This window comes from Flavobacterium psychrophilum (assembly GCA_001708385.1).
Taxonomy (GTDB): Bacteria; Bacteroidota; Bacteroidia; order Flavobacteriales; family Flavobacteriaceae; genus Flavobacterium; species Flavobacterium psychrophilum_A.
Genome location: CP012388.1, coordinates 3,782,897 through 3,798,651 on the forward strand (window position 1 = coordinate 3,782,897; position 15,755 = coordinate 3,798,651).

At 38.9% G+C, this 15,755-nt stretch carries 17 protein-coding genes; 11 read left to right on the top strand and 6 right to left on the bottom strand.

Going from position 1 to position 15,755, the window contains the following annotated elements; all coding sequences use genetic code 11:
* Positions 1–4 precede the first annotated feature (4 nt).
* From ALW18_16805 to ALW18_16820, 4 genes are all read right to left on the bottom strand, one after another.
* Entirely contained in the window at positions 5–2,452 is a 2,448-nt protein-coding gene (locus ALW18_16805) for a primosomal protein N' (protein ID AOE54016.1), read from the bottom strand.
* 281 nt (positions 2,453–2,733) lie between these two features.
* Entirely contained in the window at positions 2,734–3,165 is a 432-nt protein-coding gene (locus ALW18_16810) for a hypothetical protein (protein ID AOE54017.1), read from the bottom strand.
* 21 nt (positions 3,166–3,186) lie between these two features.
* The gene (locus ALW18_16815) at positions 3,187–4,113 is read right to left on the bottom strand and encodes a ribonuclease BN (GenBank protein ID AOE54018.1); all 927 of its coding nucleotides are present in this window, start codon (positions 4,111–4,113) and stop codon (positions 3,187–3,189) included.
* Positions 4,113–4,970 (bottom strand): nicotinate-nucleotide pyrophosphorylase, encoded by an 858-nt coding sequence (locus ALW18_16820; protein ID AOE54019.1) that lies wholly within the window; start codon positions 4,968–4,970, stop codon positions 4,113–4,115. Before ALW18_16820 ends, ALW18_16815 begins: the two co-directional genes overlap by 1 nt.
* A 471-nt stretch (positions 4,971–5,441) precedes the next feature.
* On the opposite strand from ALW18_16820, the gene ALW18_16825 reads away from it, so the two are divergent.
* The 4 genes from ALW18_16825 to ALW18_16840 all read left to right on the top strand — a co-directional run bounded on the left by ALW18_16825 (position 5,442) and on the right by ALW18_16840 (position 8,317).
* Complete coding sequence (locus tag ALW18_16825; GenBank protein ID AOE54020.1) at positions 5,442–5,735, top strand: hypothetical protein; 294 nt, start codon at positions 5,442–5,444, stop codon at positions 5,733–5,735.
* 131 nt (positions 5,736–5,866) lie between these two features.
* On the top strand, positions 5,867–7,360 hold the full coding sequence (locus tag ALW18_16830) for a hypothetical protein (GenBank protein ID AOE54021.1): 1,494 nt from the start codon (positions 5,867–5,869) through the stop codon (positions 7,358–7,360).
* A gap of 292 nt (positions 7,361–7,652) precedes the next feature.
* Positions 7,653–8,105, top strand: a complete 453-nt coding sequence (locus ALW18_16835) for a hypothetical protein (protein AOE54022.1) — start codon at positions 7,653–7,655, stop codon at positions 8,103–8,105.
* Positions 8,106–8,128: 23 nt separating this feature from the next.
* On the top strand, positions 8,129–8,317 hold the full coding sequence (locus ALW18_16840) for a hypothetical protein (GenBank protein ID AOE54023.1): 189 nt from the start codon (positions 8,129–8,131) through the stop codon (positions 8,315–8,317).
* A 281-nt stretch (positions 8,318–8,598) separates the two neighbouring features.
* Here ALW18_16840 and ALW18_16845 read toward each other — a convergent pair whose 3' ends face one another.
* Positions 8,599–9,507, bottom strand: a complete 909-nt coding sequence (locus tag ALW18_16845) for a 5'-nucleotidase (GenBank protein ID AOE54024.1) — start codon at positions 9,505–9,507, stop codon at positions 8,599–8,601.
* A gap of 1 nt (position 9,508) precedes the next feature.
* Positions 9,509–10,288 carry a 5'-nucleotidase gene (locus ALW18_16850; GenBank protein ID AOE54025.1) on the bottom strand — a complete coding sequence of 260 codons (780 nt, stop codon included), beginning with the start codon at positions 10,286–10,288 and terminating at the stop codon, positions 9,509–9,511.
* Between the two features lie 50 nt (positions 10,289–10,338).
* Between ALW18_16850 and ALW18_16855 the strand changes: the two genes are divergently transcribed.
* The 7 genes from ALW18_16855 to ALW18_16885 all read left to right on the top strand — a co-directional run bounded on the left by ALW18_16855 (position 10,339) and on the right by ALW18_16885 (position 15,663).
* Positions 10,339–10,857, top strand: coding sequence for a hypothetical protein (locus tag ALW18_16855; GenBank protein AOE54026.1), 519 nt, complete (start codon positions 10,339–10,341; stop codon positions 10,855–10,857).
* A gap of 1 nt (position 10,858) precedes the next feature.
* Complete coding sequence (locus tag ALW18_16860) at positions 10,859–11,737, top strand: dihydrodipicolinate synthase (protein ID AOE54027.1); 879 nt, start codon at positions 10,859–10,861, stop codon at positions 11,735–11,737.
* Positions 11,738–11,768: 31 nt separating this feature from the next.
* Positions 11,769–12,281, top strand: coding sequence for a ferritin (locus tag ALW18_16865; protein ID AOE54028.1), 513 nt, complete (start codon positions 11,769–11,771; stop codon positions 12,279–12,281).
* Positions 12,282–12,433: 152 nt separating this feature from the next.
* Positions 12,434–13,240 carry a hypothetical protein gene (locus tag ALW18_16870; protein ID AOE54029.1) on the top strand — a complete coding sequence of 269 codons (807 nt, stop codon included), beginning with the start codon at positions 12,434–12,436 and terminating at the stop codon, positions 13,238–13,240.
* 7 nt (positions 13,241–13,247) lie between these two features.
* A complete protein-coding gene (locus ALW18_16875) occupies positions 13,248–13,565 on the top strand; it encodes a hypothetical protein (protein ID AOE54030.1) in 318 nt (105 codons plus the stop codon).
* A gap of 9 nt (positions 13,566–13,574) precedes the next feature.
* Positions 13,575–14,786: a phosphopantothenoylcysteine decarboxylase gene (locus ALW18_16880; protein ID AOE54031.1), complete on the top strand. Its 1,212-nt coding sequence runs from the start codon at positions 13,575–13,577 to the stop codon at positions 14,784–14,786.
* The gene (locus ALW18_16885; GenBank protein ID AOE54032.1) at positions 14,779–15,663 is read left to right on the top strand and encodes a hypothetical protein; all 885 of its coding nucleotides are present in this window, start codon (positions 14,779–14,781) and stop codon (positions 15,661–15,663) included. The genes ALW18_16880 and ALW18_16885 overlap by 8 nt, the downstream gene beginning before the upstream one ends.
* The last annotated feature ends 92 nt before the right edge of the window (positions 15,664–15,755 follow it).

The window sequence follows — 15,755 nt, forward strand, 5'->3', positions numbered from 1 at the left end:
TTTATTAATACGGATCTACATTTGCTGTAACACGTATCGGCCTGTATTGCGGTACAGCATCAAAACTACTCAATATTTTCTCAATGGCTTTCTTGGTGCCCCCTAGAGCTACGCCAGTCGGAATTTTTATCATAATAGTACGTATGTACTCATTTCTTATCCTGTTTATTCCCGGTTCTTCGGGACCTAAAACAGGTATACCTAAATTTTGAGACAATACATTATATAACCATAACGAACCGTCTTTCAGTTTCTCGTAATCCTTGTGTTTTAATGTAATACGTATCAGCCTGTAAAAAGGAGGGTACTTAAAGTTGTGCCTCTCGTACAATTGCTCTTTATACATGCCTTCGTAATCATTCTCTGTTACCTGGCGGATAACATTATGCAGCGGATTATACGTTTGAATATATACTTTTCCCTGAATGTCTTTACGGCCTGCACGGCCCGCCACCTGAACCATCATCTGATAAGCACGTTCAAAGGCACGGAAATCGGGTTGATACAGCATGTTATCAGCATTAAGAATACCCACCATGCCTACATTGTCAAAATGGAGTCCTTTTGCCAGCATCTGTGTGCCTACAAGTATATCAATTTCCCTGTTTTTAAATGCATCGATTATTTTCTCATAACCATGTTTACCACGTGTGGTGTCCTGGTCCATTCGCCATGAATTCTTATCAGGGAAAAGCGATTTAAGTTCCAGTTCTATCTGTTCGGTCCCGAAGCCCTTAGTGTTAAGATCGGTAGAGTGACACTTATGGCAATGGGTTGGGTTAGCTATATTGTAACCGCAGTAATGACACCGAAGCGAGTTCTTATATTTATAATACGTAAGGCTTACATCGCACTGAGGACACTGCGGAACATGCCCACATGTCATACATTCAACCCAGGGCGAAAAGCCGCGGCGGTTTTGAAACAGTATAACCTGTTTGCCTTCCGATAAATTTTCTGCAATCGCATCGATCATCTCGTCACTAAAATGACCGGTCATGCGTTTGCGTTTGTATTTATCTTTAAGGTCTATCAGTATAATTTCGGGTGGTGTTACATTCCCAAAACGTTCCCGTAGCGACACATACCCATATTTACCATGGGTGGCATTGTAGTAGGTTTCAATTCCCGGGGTGGCAGATCCTAATAATACTTTTGCTTTATGGGTATTCGCCAGAACAATAGCGGCATCACGCGCATGGTAGCGTGGTGCAGGGTCCTGTTGTTTAAAGGTCTGCTCGTGTTCTTCGTCTATTATAATAAGGCCAAGATCCTGAAAAGGTAAAAACAGGGCAGAACGAGCGCCTATTACAACCTTTGCTTTTTCTGAACCTGCCAGTACGTGCTGCCAGGTTTCTATGCGTTCGTTATTGGAATACTTAGAATGGAATACCGCTACATCATTTCCGAAATAGGCAGTAAGCCTTACTACCAGCTGAGTGGTAAGTGCAATCTCGGGTAATAAGTATAATACCTGTTTCCCTGTCGCTATATATTCTTCAATTAACTTTATATAGATCTCAGTTTTACCGCTGGAAGTAATGCCGTGAAGCAATGTCACCTCTTTCTGGGTAAAGCTTGTTTTTATTTCTTCAAAGGCCTGTAGCTGTTTCGGACTCAGTCCAAATCCTGCGGAATCTGACCCTTCAAACTGAATGCGGTCTTCTTTAATATAATATTCCTCGAAGATATCTTTATCGATCAGCGATTTTATAACGGCTGCTGTGGCACCGGCCTCCATTAGTTTTTTTACGGTGACAGGTTTTTTATCAGTCGCCTGAAGCTGGAAAAATAACATCACAGCCTCACGCTGCTTTTGAGCGCGGGAGAGTACTTCCATCAATCCGCTTAGCTGTTCCTGCTGCGTAAACTCTGCCTGGAGGCGTATGTAACGAGTGGTTTTAGGCTTGTATTTTTCGTTTACTTCTTCCTGTAATGATATCGCATTTTTAGCAATAAGTTTATTGATAACCGGAAGTATTGTTTTTTTGTTCAGTATTGAAATTACTTCCTGAACTTTAAGTGCCGACTGTCTTTGTAACGCCTCATAAATAAGGTACTCATCATCAGAAAGGATTTCGTCTTGCGCATCAAAGCCGGGGCGGGAGGAAATAATCGTTTCGCTTTCCAGTAAAAATCCGCTTGGCATGGCCGATTTATACACCTCGCCAATATTGCACATATAGTAGCCGGCGATCCACTGCCAATGGTCAAGCTGAGCCTGGGTCACCAACGGAAAGTCATCTAATATCTGGTGAATGTCTTTTGCTTCGTAAAGCTGCGGTGGTGTCTGGTGTTTGCTGAGTACCAGTCCTGTGTATATTTTGTTACGACCAAAAGGAACTGCAACACGCATACCTGTTTGTAAAAAGGCAAATTCTGCCTCGTTAACAGCATAAGTAAAAGGTTTCGGCAGGGCTAATGGCAATACAACTTCTATGAAAAAAGGCATATACAGGATTTGAAATACAAATATAATGCATATAGTTTACAGTTCACAGTAGACAGTTCACAGTTTTAGCTCGCGGTTGTTGGTTGTCGGTAGGAGTGGAGTTCCCCTCTTGAGAGGAGTTAGGGGGCTGTTTGAAATTCTTACTTATGGATAATCCAAACCCCAGCCCTCTCCAAAGGATAGGGTTTGCGGTTGAGGCATAAAAAAACACCTCCCGTTATTGAGAGGTGTTTCGGTATATAGTTTGTTTGTTGTTCTTTTAGATTTTTAATCTGAAACTGTTATTTAACCCTGTGCCACGTTTGGCTACGGCCTAACATAGAGATACCAACGTATCCTCTAACGCTTAGTTTATCAGCGCCGTCAAGTTTAATGGTACAGCTGTATAGTTTACCTTTATTTGGATCAAGGATATCGCCATCAGTCCATTCTTTACCATCTTTTTTAAGCCCTTTAAGGATAACAAGTCCATCGATAGGCTTGTCTTTATCTGCGCCTTTGCATTTGGTGCATTTAGCATCTTTTTTGGCAGGGTTAAGAATCTCAACCACTTTACCATAAATTTTTCCGTTTTGCTCGTAAATCTCTACGATAGATTTAGGCTGACCTGTTTCGTCGTCAATGGTTTTCCATTTGCCTGTTACACTCTGCGCATTCGCAGAAAAAATGCCCGCCACGGCAACTAATAAAAATGTGAAAATTGCTTTTTTCATAAATAATGCTTTTAGGTTTGATTAAATATATAAATTTTTTCTCTTTAATTTATGAATAAGCGCATTTAATTCGAAACCGAGTAATAAAATAAAGCAGTTTATCCATATATATAGCATTAATACAAGTAGCGTGCCAATAGATCCGTAAAGCTGATTATACTTTGCAAACCTAACAACGTAAATACCAAATCCGTACGATGTTAAACCAAACAGTACTGTGCTTAAAATTGACCCGTAGCTAAAGAAAGCCGAAGCCTTTGTCTCTTTTGCGGCGAATTTGAACATAAGCGACGTTATGATAAGTACCATGGCTATAAGTACGGCATAGCGGCCTAATTTCAACAGGTACACATCATCGGTTAGGAAACCGCGGCTGGTTAGGCTATGAATGATAACCTCCAGTGTTACAATGGTTGCAACGGTAAATATAAGTACTGTTGTGAATACCAGCGAAAGCCCTATCGCCAAAGCATACTGCCGGAAATACGTGCGTTTTATTGTGATGTGCAAACTATTCTGGAAACCGCTCAGCAATGCGTTGATACCATTACTCATAAGGAGAATGGCCAAGAGGATACCAAAAGAAAGCAATCCGCCCTGGCTATTGCTCAGGATATCTTTCAGGATGCCTTCAATAGCACTGAACGTGTTTGGCGGAACGTTCTCCTCCACAAACTGCATAAAATCGTCCTGGAAACCCTCTAATGGGATAAACGGAATAAGGTTAAGCAGAAAAAGAGCAAAGGGAAAAAGAGACATAAAGAAACTGAATGCAATGGCTCCGGCACGGTACGACAAATCGCCTTTAATGATACCTGTAATGTACAGTTCCATAAGGTGATATAGGGTAAGCCCTTCCGAATACGGAAGCTTAATGCTTTTACCAAAACGCACCGCGTATTTTATAACAGGGATGCGCTCCAGTTTATGTTCCAGTTCTATAGACATTAAAATGCTTTTAGGCTAAGGTCCATGTTATAGATAGAATGCGTAAGCGCGCCCGACGAGATGTAATCTACACCGCACTCGGCATAATGGCGCATTGTCTCTTCGTTAATGCCGCCCGATGATTCCGTTTGGCAGTAGTCGCCAATAAGGGCAACAGCTTCGCGGGTTTGCTCGTAATCAAAATTATCAAGCAGTATGCGGTGAATACCCGGATTGGCAATTATTTCGCGAACCTCTTCCAGGTCACGGGCCTCAACGATTATCTTAAGGTCAAGGTTGTTGGCTTTAAGATATTCCTGCGTTTTTTGAATAGCAGGGGTAATGCCTCCTGCAAAGTCGATATGATTGTCTTTAAGCATAATCATATCGTATAATGCAAAACGGTGGTTTTCGCCGCCGCCAATCTTTACCGCCCATTTTTCAATAGCGCGTATTCCCGGAGTAGTCTTACGTGTGTCGAGTACTTTGGTGCCTGTGCCTTCCAGTAGTTTTACGTAGCTGGCAGTTTTGGTTGCAATAGCACTCATACGCTGCATGGCATTAAGTACCAGCCTTTCGGCTTTAAGGATGCTCTGCGAACTTCCCGAAACATGAAAAGCTACATCGCCATATTTAACGGGAGTACCATCTTGTATAAAAACTTCAATAGTAAGGTTTGGGTCAACATGGGCGAACACCTGTTGAGCGAAAGCAACACCTGCAAGTATGCCATTATCTTTTACAAGAAGCTTGGCGCGACCTGTTGCCGAAGTCGGTATGCAGGCCAGTGAACTGTAATCGCCTGCGCCTACATCTTCACGGATGGCATTCGCTATAATAAGTTGGAGTTCGTGCTGAAATTGGGTTTCAGATATCATTGCAATTATTTAGATACGCTAAAATAAGGTTTTTTTTGGAAATGGGATTTTGGGAAAGTTAATGTTTGCGGGAGGTTTGAAAAATACTTATTTATAAAACTGTGCCAAGGGATTGAAAGTCTAAAATTCATAGAGAGATTGGCGAAAAAATGCTGAATTGTAACCGTCACTACCATGAGGTTCTCCTATATTTTTATAAAGTCAAAGAAGATACGGCTAATTGTTTGATAGCAGATGGTGTGTATCAAAATAATAACTAATTTCGATATTGTGTTATAAACATATTTCACTTTACCCCATGCCAAACCTCATACACGAAGACGACTTTAAACAAATAAAGAAATTCAGTCCCTGGAAAAGCATTTTGTTGAGCTGTGTTATTGCAATTGTTCAGGTTTCGTCATTTGTTATATTTTTGACAAGTACTGAGGCATTTTCAACTAATGAATATGCGATTTATTTTTATAGGGTATGGACAATTTTAAATCTTCTATTTCCTTTGTTATTAGCTTTTTTATGGTTTTCTTTAACAAAAAAATGGTTGTTCTTCCATTAAAAACATTATTTTTAGCGTTATCCTGTTTGGGAGTTACCTACACGCTTGGTCTTTATTTAAGTATGGCAATTTATTCATATTATAAGGATTATCCGGTAACAGAATATGATGTATACATGCCATTGGCCTGTGGTTTTTCATATTTTGTGATATTTAGTAGTATAGTTTTGCCTATCGCCCGATATAAAGCAGGAAAAAGCAAACTGTAAATTTGTTACGTGTTGTCTATCAGTTAATAATGAATATGTTTAAATCGTCGCTTGTTAAAAACAGGTAAAAATACTCTTACACAGGTTGTTGGTGCAGTCTACTTTAGCCGTACCAACCAATCAAGAGTATTATGAAAAAAATTATGTATTCCCTTTTTGTGCTCCTTGTCCTTTTTACAGGATGCAAAAAAGAAAATGAAGAGACTCCGCTCGAGTCAACACAGGATGTTACCCACAGGTATGTCAGGAAGAATGCCCATTCGCCTGAAGCTAAAAAAGACCTTGAAGCCCTTGATAAGGCTATCGGTATCATGAAATCTAAAGGATGTGACGATCCGTTAAGCTGGTACTACCAGGGTGCTATACACTGGATTCCGGACAGCATTGCCGGTAAAAACAAACTTTGTGATTCCTATCAAACTTCAAAAAACCTAAAAACCGCGTGGGATAATTGTACGCACTTAGGTAAGGGCGAAGGTATTCACTTTCTGGTATGGCACAGAATGTACATTTACCACTTCGAAAAAATTGTACGTAAGCTTTCGGGAGATAATGAATTCGCGCTTCCGTACTGGGGGTATACTAACGAGCAGGATTCTATTAACCAGCGAACTTTGCCATCGCCTTTCAGGGATAAAAAATCGAACCTTTACCAGTTTGCACGTGTTGACAGCCTTTTAAACGGACTGCCAATCAGCGGTGATGCTGTACGTGGGCTAGACCTAAGTAAACTTAACGAGTATACAACGTATGCGTTGTATAATAAAAACATCAATGAGGCACCACACGGACTTATGCACGATTACATCGGCTTTGGTAATGATACTTTAGGGAAGCTAAAATATAATGAGATATGGCAGCAAAAAACAGATGGTATGATGGCGGAAGTGCCTACCGCTGCTTTCGACCCTATCTTTTGGCTGCACCACTCTAATATCGACAGGATCTGGCAACAGTGGACGAATTCAGCAAACGGACAGCAGGTTCTTATAGACGAGCTTAAAAAAGCACCGTGGGATTATACTTTTTTCGACGAGAATGGCAAAAAAGTGACCTACACTATAGAGCAGGTTGTGGCTATGCTTTATAAAATGGATTATGATTTTGATGATACAAAAGTGCAGCCGAAAAATCTTCCCCAAAATCAGAGGGTTGTGTTTAGTACACAGAATTATGAAAAAGGGGATACGCTTTCTGTTTCTTCGCAAAAAGTAGGGCTTAATAAGGATACCAAAATTTCGCTAGCTAATACCAAAGGCAAGAATGTTAAGCTTCTTGGTGCTAAGAATAAAACAGGAGAGATGCTGATACTGGATATAACCGTGTCATTCACCAAAGCGCCAAAAGGAAACTTTGAAGTGTATTTAAATCTACCTTCTAATGTAAAAGCTACTCCCGAGAGCAAGCATTTTGCAGGACGCATGAATTTCTTTGGTGCCAACCATACGCATGCAGGACATAAAGCAGCGAAAAAAATGACAAAAGACTTTAGCTTCGATATTACTAATGAAGCTCTTGATACAGATGCAATGGGCAAACCGGTGTTTAATATCTCGATACTAAAATTCAACGGGTCTAAAGCTGATGATATTAAGATCGAAAAAATAGCTGTGCTTAAACAATAAGTTTTAGTTGTTGATTCTAACACATCCTGCCTGCGCTTCATCAGTCAGGATGTGTTTATTTATATACTATTATGAAACACCTTGTTTTAATCCTGTCCCTGTTTTTCCTTGCAGCCTGTAAAGCCGATGAGGAAACCTTGTTGGTAACATCAAAAGTAGATTGCATTGTGCCCGATCCGGTTGCACCTGAAATACACTTTATTAACGAAGATTCAATCACAGTAACAACGATAGTTCAGTTGAGGTAAATCTTAAAATAAATACTATTTTCGCTATATCAATAGCCGAATTTATGAACGACCTCTTAAATGAAAAAGATTTTTCTGCAAGCCAGTATAACCCCTGGCCTTTGTTCAGGCGGTTTTATCTTTTTGCAATAGCACAGATTGCCGTAGTTCAGTTATGTGTGTCGTTTATACTATCTGTTAGTGGAATCCTTATGTTTTTAGTGTACCTGCTTCTTCCGGCTGTAACCGTTGTATGGATGTTTACATCGAATACTAAAAACTTTCTGTTAGAGAGAAGAATTAAGATAATCGCTATCGTCTGGCTAATGTTATCCTTTACGATAACCAACCTTATTGTAAACATAGCCAAGATAGCCTTTCGGCCTACAATGTATGTGTTCTTAGATTTATGGCAACAGTTGTTAGTTAGTATACTGTTTTTTATAATACAGCTTGGTGTGTGCTTTTTGGTTGTATCTGTTGTGTCGGGAGTAGTGAAAAATAAGCTTCAGAATTAAAAAAAAATATTTCAATAGCACTTATGGAGGACCTGATAAAAGAAGAAGAGTTTTTAGTTAAAAAGGAATACTATCCGTGGAAGAGGTTAGCCTTTTTTTACTTTGTGGGTTTGCTAGAGGCGGTAGGTATCTATATATTTAGTCTTGGTTATTCTGAATTTCCAGAGATATTTGACCCTGTAATGAATATTTTTTTCTTACTGCTTTTATAATGCCATTTGTAATGATATTTAGTAGCAGAAAAATATGGCTATTGCCCAGACTAAAAATCGTGGTTTCTTTAGCACTTTTAATGATGGTGTACTTTTTTGCATTTGTATTGTTTCATCCTGTTTTTGGAAGCCAGTTGTTTTCAAGTATTTCTGAATACAGTAGTTTGACGTATTTCGTGTTATTCTTTTCAGTAGTGTATATTTAATAGTTACGCTAATAATATTATATGTCATATCACTACTAAATCGTCGTAATACTAAAAAGCTATCTGTTTCTTAGTTTATACCACAATCGTCTTCCCTTTAGAAGACATTCTTCCCTGTTCAAAATAAAAATTGATCTGTCCCAGGTTAAGTCCGTAACAGCCTACCTGGTTTACGAGTACTTCTTTGCCTTCGGTATTTTTCTCGATGTAGGGTTTGTTTAAGAAAGTATGGGTGTGCCCGCCAATAATAAGGTCTATGTTCTTAGTGTTGCGTGCCAGTGTAAGGTCGCATATTTTAGAAGGATCATTAGTGTATAAAAAGCCGAGGTGAGAAAGGCATATCACCAAATCGCATTTCTCATTATGGCGAAGGGTGCGTGCCATATCCTGTGCTACCGCAAGCGGATCGTTATAAACGGTTTCCAGGTAGTTTTTCTGTTCTACAAGTCCATGCAATTCTATTCCCAATCCAAATACGCCTATTTTAATGCCATCTTTTACAAAGATCTTGTAAGGCTTAACCAGTCCGTCGAGTATAGTATTCTTAAAATCGTAATTGGCTGAAACAAAATCGAAAGTTCCGTGAGGTAATTGCTTTTTGAAGCCCGCCAGTCCGTTATCGAAATCGTGGTTTCCTAAGGTGGCAAGGTCATACTGCATCATGCTCATTAGCTTAAACTCCAGTTCACCACCGTAATAATTAAAGTAGGGTGTACCCTGAAAGATATCCCCGGCATCCAGTAATAAAGTGTTAGGGTTCTGCTTGCGAAGTTCCTGTATTAATGTTGCCCTTCGTGCAGCCCCGCCCATATTAGGGTATTTAGGGTCGTCCACAGGAAAAGGGTCTATATGGCTGTGCACGTCGTTAGTATGCAGAATAGTTATTTTCTTTACCGTAGGTTCTGCAAAGCTGCTAAGTGACAGTCCGCCTAATACCAATGCCGATCCTGCAGCTGTTTTTTGTATAAAATCCCTTCTTTTCATATTATTCTGTTATAACGTGCTGAGTGGTTATTACCGGAAGTGTATCGGTTGCTTTAAAATAATCAATATATAAGTCGCGCAACTTGTAGTCAAGGTCATATACGCCTTCATTGGTAGCAAAAAATGTCATGTTGTCGCCGCCACCAATAAGGTAATCTATAGTGCTTATATAATAGGTATGGTCGTTTTCAACAGGTTTGCCCATAACGGTAATAGTTTTTACCATTCCGTTAGCATCAAGGGTTATGGTAATTCCGGCAATTGGATGCGGCTTTTTACCCTGGGCTATGTAATTGGCCATTTCGCGTATCTGAGTTCCTTTAAGCGCCACGACTTTCAGGCTGTTTTCAAATGGCATAACTTCAAAGGCAGTCCGTGTGGTAACCGGCCCTTTTGGGATTATAGATCGTATCCCGCCGTGGTTAAGCAGGCAGGCATCTACGTGAAGTTTGTTACTTAAAATAAAGCGTTTGTCAGTTATATCCAAAGTTGCGTTAGCAAGAAGGTTGCCTATAGTGGTATCCCACTTACCTTTGCTTTTATCGAAGGTTTCGGGAGCGTAGGAAATTACGGACTCCAGGTCTTTGTCAATTGAATCACGATAAGGGGCAATGTAATTTTCTAAAGCTGCTGTATGTAGTAGCGATGCGTCGATGGTTGTTTTTCTGGCTTCAATTTTGTTGTTATAAAATCCTGTTGTACCACACGCACTAAATTGAAGTATTGTTAAAAATAAAACAAACCGCCAGACGCTTGTGTTATACTTTTTTATTATTATCATTGCGAAGACCTTTATTTGAATTATTTTTGTAATCGACAAGTAAAAATACTATGTTTTTGAAGTTTATTAAAGATTTTGGCCTTAAAAAGATTATTAAGAAAAGTTTACCGGGATATAAACCGGTTGCTCAACCTGATGTCGTGGCAACTGTTGGTATCCTTATAGATGAGAGCTACTTTTTTGATAAAGAGCTGCTTATTAAAGATTTTGAGGCTAACGGAATTAAAAGGGAAAACATACAAACCCTTAGCTTTAAAGAAAAGATCAAATCTAAAGAGATAGTAGATTGCTGTCATTACACACGAAAAGATATATCGGCATCGGGTGAATTTACAAAAGAAGATGTAGCGGCCTTTATCAATACGCCATTTGATATGCTTATTAGCTACTATGACGTAGAAAAAGCACCGCTATTACTGGCTACGCTAAAATCTAAAGCAAAGTTTAAAGTTGGTTTTTCGAGCATAGATAACCGCTTTAATAGTTTTATGATAAGCAGCCAGGCAGAAAAGTATACTGAGTTTGCCTCAGAATTATTCAAGTATTTAAAAATCCTAAATAAAATTTAACATGCAGTCATTAACAGGTACGGGCGTTGCGCTCATTACCCCCTTTAAAAAAGACTTTTCGGTAGACGTTGAGGCGCTGGAAAGAATTGTAAAATACCAGATAGACGGCGGTATAGACTATCTTGTAGTATTAGGTACTACAGCAGAAGCCGCTACACTTACAAAGGATGAAAAGGAACTTGTTATAAAGACCGTGTTAAAGGCAAATGCAGGTAAGCTGCCGGTAGTACTTGGTGTTGGAGGCAACAATACAGCTGAGGTTGTAGAAGAGCTTAAAACACGCGATTTGTCTGCTTTTACAGCAATACTATCAGTATCGCCATATTACAATAAACCAACCCAGGAAGGAATTTACCAGCATTTTAAAGCGGTATCTGAAGCTTCTCCGGTTCCTGTAATTCTGTATAATGTACCGGGACGTACGGCAAGCAATATGCTTCCGGCAACGGTTATCCGCCTTGCTAACGATTTTACTAATGTTGTAGCTATTAAAGAAGCAGCAGGAGATATCGTTCAGGCTATGAAACTTATCCAGGGTACGCCTAAAGGATTTTTGGTAATATCAGGTGATGATATGGTTACGCTTCCAATGATACTTGCAGGCGGTGCGGGTGTAATCTCTGTAATAGGAGAGGGCTTCCCGAAAGAGTTTTCAGAAATGGTTCGCCTAGGTCTTGCTAAAAGGACAGACGAAGCTTACGAGCTTCATTACAAACTGGCAGATTCAATTGATATGATATTTGAGCAGGGTAACCCGGCAGGTATCAAATCGGTATTCAAACACTTAGGTCTTTGTGAAGATACAGTAAGACTTCCGTTAGTAACCGTTAACGAAGATTTATCAGGCAGATTGGGTGATTTTGTAAAAAAAATCAGTTAATTTGTATAGATAACGTTTAAAATAGTACACTATGCTATCGGATACAATGCAAAAAGCGCTTAACGAACAGATCAGGATGGAATCAGAGTCTTCTCAGATTTACCTTGCGATGGCTTCGTGGGCAGAAATAAAAGGATTTGAAGGTATTGCTGCATTTATGTTTAAGCAGTCTGACGAAGAAAGACAGCATATGCTGAAACTTTTAAAATATGTAAACCAACGTGGCGGTGAGGCTGTAATTTCAGCTTTAGATGAACCAAGGCTTGATTATACTTCATTCAGGACACTTTTCCGCCAGCTTTATGAGCATGAGGTAAAAGTATCGGCAAGTATTAATGAACTTGTAGATATTGCACTTACAGGAAAAGATTATGCTACGCATAATTTCCTGCAATGGTATGTTTCTGAACAAATTGAAGAAGAAGCTACCGCGAAAGTGATTCTTGATAAGATAGACCTTATCGGAGATGATAAAGGTGGTCTTTATATGTTTGATAATGATATGAAGAATTTTACTGCAAACGGACATAATATCGTGCAATAAATTCGACAGAAATAAGTTTTAAGGAAGATGTCTTTTAAAGGCATCTTTTTTTATGGCAAAGAGGCTGTAAAAAAAAGATTTTGTATTCTCTAATTATTAACTAAATTTGCAGTTGCTTAAAATAGCGGCTGCCGGGCAGCGTAACAACAGATATGGTAAGATACTTATATATACTTTTTATTGCTTTATTGCTTACATCGTGCAGTGAATACCAACAGGCACTGAAAAAAGACGATATTAAACTTAAATATGAAGTTGCTGAAAAGCTTTATGAAAAAGGCAAATATGGCAAAGCTATCAGGCTTTTTGAGCAGATAGCACCATCATACAGAGGTAAGCCACAGGCAGAAAAAATGTTTTATATGTATGCGCAGTCATTGTTCAAAAACAAACAGTACTATACTGCAGGCTACCAGTTTGATAGTTTTACAGCAGGTTACCCAAGGAGTGAAAAATCAGAAGAAGCACAGTTTTTAGGAGCTAAAAGTTACTATATGCTTTCTCCTCGTTATTCGCTTGACCAGGTAGATACATATAAAGCACTTGATAAACTTCAGTTGTTTATTGATAACTATCCTAACTCACAGTATATGGCAGAAGCCAATACGCTTGTAAAGGAGCTTAGGGAAAAACTGGAGAAAAAAGCATTTGAAATTGCAAAGCAATACAACCTGATCTCTGAATATAACGGAGACCATAATGCAGCTATAAAATCACTTGATAACTTTATGCTGGATTTTCCGGGTACAAAATACAAAGAAGACGCTTTATTCTATAAATTTGACTCTTCTTACAAGCTTGCTATAAACAGCGTACCGGCAAGAATGCAGGAACGTTTAAATGTTGCAAAAACAAACTATAATGCGCTGGTTAAGTTCAACGCAGAATCTAAATACAAAGACCAGGCAGATAAAATGCTTGCGAGGATAGATACTGAATTACAAAAATTTTCTAAATAAACTAGTCATGGATTTAAAGAAAACAACTGCTCCGGTTAACACCATTACCTACAACAAGAATGTGATAGAAGAGCCAACAGGTAATGTATACGAAGCAATTACTATTATCGCCAGGCGTGCAAACCAGATCAATACTGAAATTAAAAAAGAATTGATTGAGAAACTTGAGGAGTTTGCTACTTATAACGATAGCCTTGAGGAAATTTTTGAAAACAAAGAACAAATTGAAGTTTCTAAATTCTATGAGAAACTACCTAAGCCTCACGCTTTAGCAGTGCAGGAATGGTTAGATGATAAGATTTCTTATAGAAAAGAAAATAAATAATTACTAGGGATGTCTGTTTTAAGCGGTAAGAAAATTTTACTCGGCGTTTCCGGGGGGATAGCCGCATACAAAACAGCTTCGCTGGTTAGACTTTTTATTAAAGCAGGTGCACATGTACAGGTTATAATGACACCTGCTTCTAAAGATTTTGTTACTCCTCTTACTTTATCTACGCTTTCTAAGAACCCGGTTCATTCTTCTTTCTTTAATGATGAAGATGAAAATGCGGTTTGGAACAACCACGTAGACTTAGCCCTTTGGGCAGATCTTTTTGTAATTGCACCGGCCACGGCTAATACGTTATCTAAAATGGTTTCGGGCAATTCAGACAATCTTTTACTTGCAGCTTATCTATCAGCCAAATGTCCGGTTTATTTTGCTCCGGCGATGGATCTCGATATGTACAAGCACCCATCTACTTTATCCAGTTTTAAAGCCTTACAGTCTTACGGGAATACAATTATTCCTGCCGAGAGCGGTGAGCTTGCCAGTGGACTTTCCGGTGAGGGAAGGATGGCGGAACCGGAAAATATCATAGCATTTATTGAGGCTGATTTAGAAAGTAAATTACCCCTTCGTGGAAAAAAAATACTAGTTACAGCCGGACCCACATACGAACCTATAGACCCTGTGCGTTTTATAGGAAACCATTCGTCAGGTAAAATGGGCTTTGATATTGCCAAAGCAGCCGCTGATGAAGGCGCTGAAGTAATTTTAGTAAGTGGTCCGACGCATTTAAAGCTGAATCATCCGTTAGTAAAAGTGGTAAGCGTAACTTCCTCGGAAGAAATGTACCATGCATGCCATGAGTATTTTGGGGATGTAGATGCTGCTGTTGCCGCTGCTGCTGTTGCAGATTACAGGCCTAAAGATGTGGCGACGCAAAAGATTAAAAAAAATGAGAGTACACTTTCTTTAGAGCTTGAAAAAACAAAAGATATACTATCTTCTCTGGGAGCGATTAAGAAGGACCAGTTTCTTGTTGGATTTGCCCTGGAGACAGAAAATGAAATTGAGAACGCGAAGCTGAAAATAAAGAAAAAAAACTTAGATTTGATTGTTTTAAACTCGCTGAATGATGAAGGTGCCGGTTTTGGCAAGCCTACAAACAAGGTTACTTTTATTGATAAAGATTTTAACCTTGAACCGTTGGAACTTAAAACAAAAGAAGAAGTTGCACAAGATATTATAAACAAAATAAAATCCCGTTACAATGTATAAATGGTTAGGGCTGTTGCTGGTAATGATTACCTTTTCTGCAAGTGGGCAGGAACTTAATTGTAATGTAAAAATTAGTTTTGAGCGTATTACCGACGCTAATCCGCAGATATTTAAAACACTTGAAAGGTCTTTAAGTGATTTTGTAAACAATACCCGCTGGAGCACAAGGAATTTTGAGAGGAATGAAAAAATAGACTGTTCAATGTTTATTAATGTTTCTGCTTATAGTAATAACTCATTTACGGCTACATTTCAGGTACAGTCATCAAGGCCGGTTTATGGCTCTACTTATGCATCGCCTGTATTTAACTTTAACGATAAAGATTTTAACTTTAGGTATAATGAGGGTGAAAACCTGTATTATAACCCTAATAGTTTTGATTCTAACCTTGTTGCCACAGTAGCGTATTACGCCAATATTATTATTGGTATGGATGCCGACTCTTTTGAGAAATTAAGCGGTACAGAGTATTACCAAAATGCACAAAATGTCGCAAGCCTTGGTGCAAGTAGTGGTTACAAAGGATGGAGCCAGCAGGACGGTAACCAGAACAGGTATTTTCTTATTACAGATTTGCTTTCAAATACCTATACGCCATTTAGGGATGCCTTGTATGAATATCACCTGATAGGGCTTGATGCTATGTCTCAGGATCAGAAAGTGGGTAAAGAGAAAGTAATGGCTTCATTAAAAACGTTATCCAAGGTGCAGAGCGTGCGTCCTAATGCTTTTTTGACTAGGATATTTTTTGACGCAAAGTCAGATGAAATTGTAGCTATGTTTTCGGGTGGCCCGACTGTAAATACGGCAGAGCTTTTAGAGATGCTTAACAGGGTTTCTCCGCTTAACTCCGCAAAATGGAATAGAATTAAATAAAACTTTTATACAATATCTTTAACCTGTAGTGCTATGTGCTACAGGTTTTTTATTTTAAAGAGGTTTAATACTATTTAATTTGCCTTTTAGGT

Coding starts and splice junctions, on each gene's coding strand:
- ALW18_16805 (AOE54016.1), bottom strand. CDS start 2,452: ATGCCTTTTTTCATAGAAGTTGTATTGCCATTAGCCCTGCCGAAACCT.
- ALW18_16810 (AOE54017.1), bottom strand. CDS start 3,165: ATGAAAAAAGCAATTTTCACATTTTTATTAGTTGCCGTGGCGGGCATT.
- ALW18_16815 (AOE54018.1), bottom strand. CDS start 4,113: ATGTCTATAGAACTGGAACATAAACTGGAGCGCATCCCTGTTATAAAA.
- ALW18_16820 (AOE54019.1), bottom strand. CDS start 4,970: ATGATATCTGAAACCCAATTTCAGCACGAACTCCAACTTATTATAGCG.
- ALW18_16825 (AOE54020.1), top strand. CDS start 5,442: ATGGACAATTTTAAATCTTCTATTTCCTTTGTTATTAGCTTTTTTATG.
- ALW18_16830 (AOE54021.1), top strand. CDS start 5,867: ATGAAAAAAATTATGTATTCCCTTTTTGTGCTCCTTGTCCTTTTTACA.
- ALW18_16835 (AOE54022.1), top strand. CDS start 7,653: ATGAACGACCTCTTAAATGAAAAAGATTTTTCTGCAAGCCAGTATAAC.
- ALW18_16840 (AOE54023.1), top strand. CDS start 8,129: ATGGAGGACCTGATAAAAGAAGAAGAGTTTTTAGTTAAAAAGGAATAC.
- ALW18_16845 (AOE54024.1), bottom strand. CDS start 9,507: ATGAAAAGAAGGGATTTTATACAAAAAACAGCTGCAGGATCGGCATTG.
- ALW18_16850 (AOE54025.1), bottom strand. CDS start 10,288: ATGATAATAATAAAAAAGTATAACACAAGCGTCTGGCGGTTTGTTTTA.
- ALW18_16855 (AOE54026.1), top strand. CDS start 10,339: ATGTTTTTGAAGTTTATTAAAGATTTTGGCCTTAAAAAGATTATTAAG.
- ALW18_16860 (AOE54027.1), top strand. CDS start 10,859: ATGCAGTCATTAACAGGTACGGGCGTTGCGCTCATTACCCCCTTTAAA.
- ALW18_16865 (AOE54028.1), top strand. CDS start 11,769: ATGCTATCGGATACAATGCAAAAAGCGCTTAACGAACAGATCAGGATG.
- ALW18_16870 (AOE54029.1), top strand. CDS start 12,434: ATGGTAAGATACTTATATATACTTTTTATTGCTTTATTGCTTACATCG.
- ALW18_16875 (AOE54030.1), top strand. CDS start 13,248: ATGGATTTAAAGAAAACAACTGCTCCGGTTAACACCATTACCTACAAC.
- ALW18_16880 (AOE54031.1), top strand. CDS start 13,575: ATGTCTGTTTTAAGCGGTAAGAAAATTTTACTCGGCGTTTCCGGGGGG.
- ALW18_16885 (AOE54032.1), top strand. CDS start 14,779: ATGTATAAATGGTTAGGGCTGTTGCTGGTAATGATTACCTTTTCTGCA.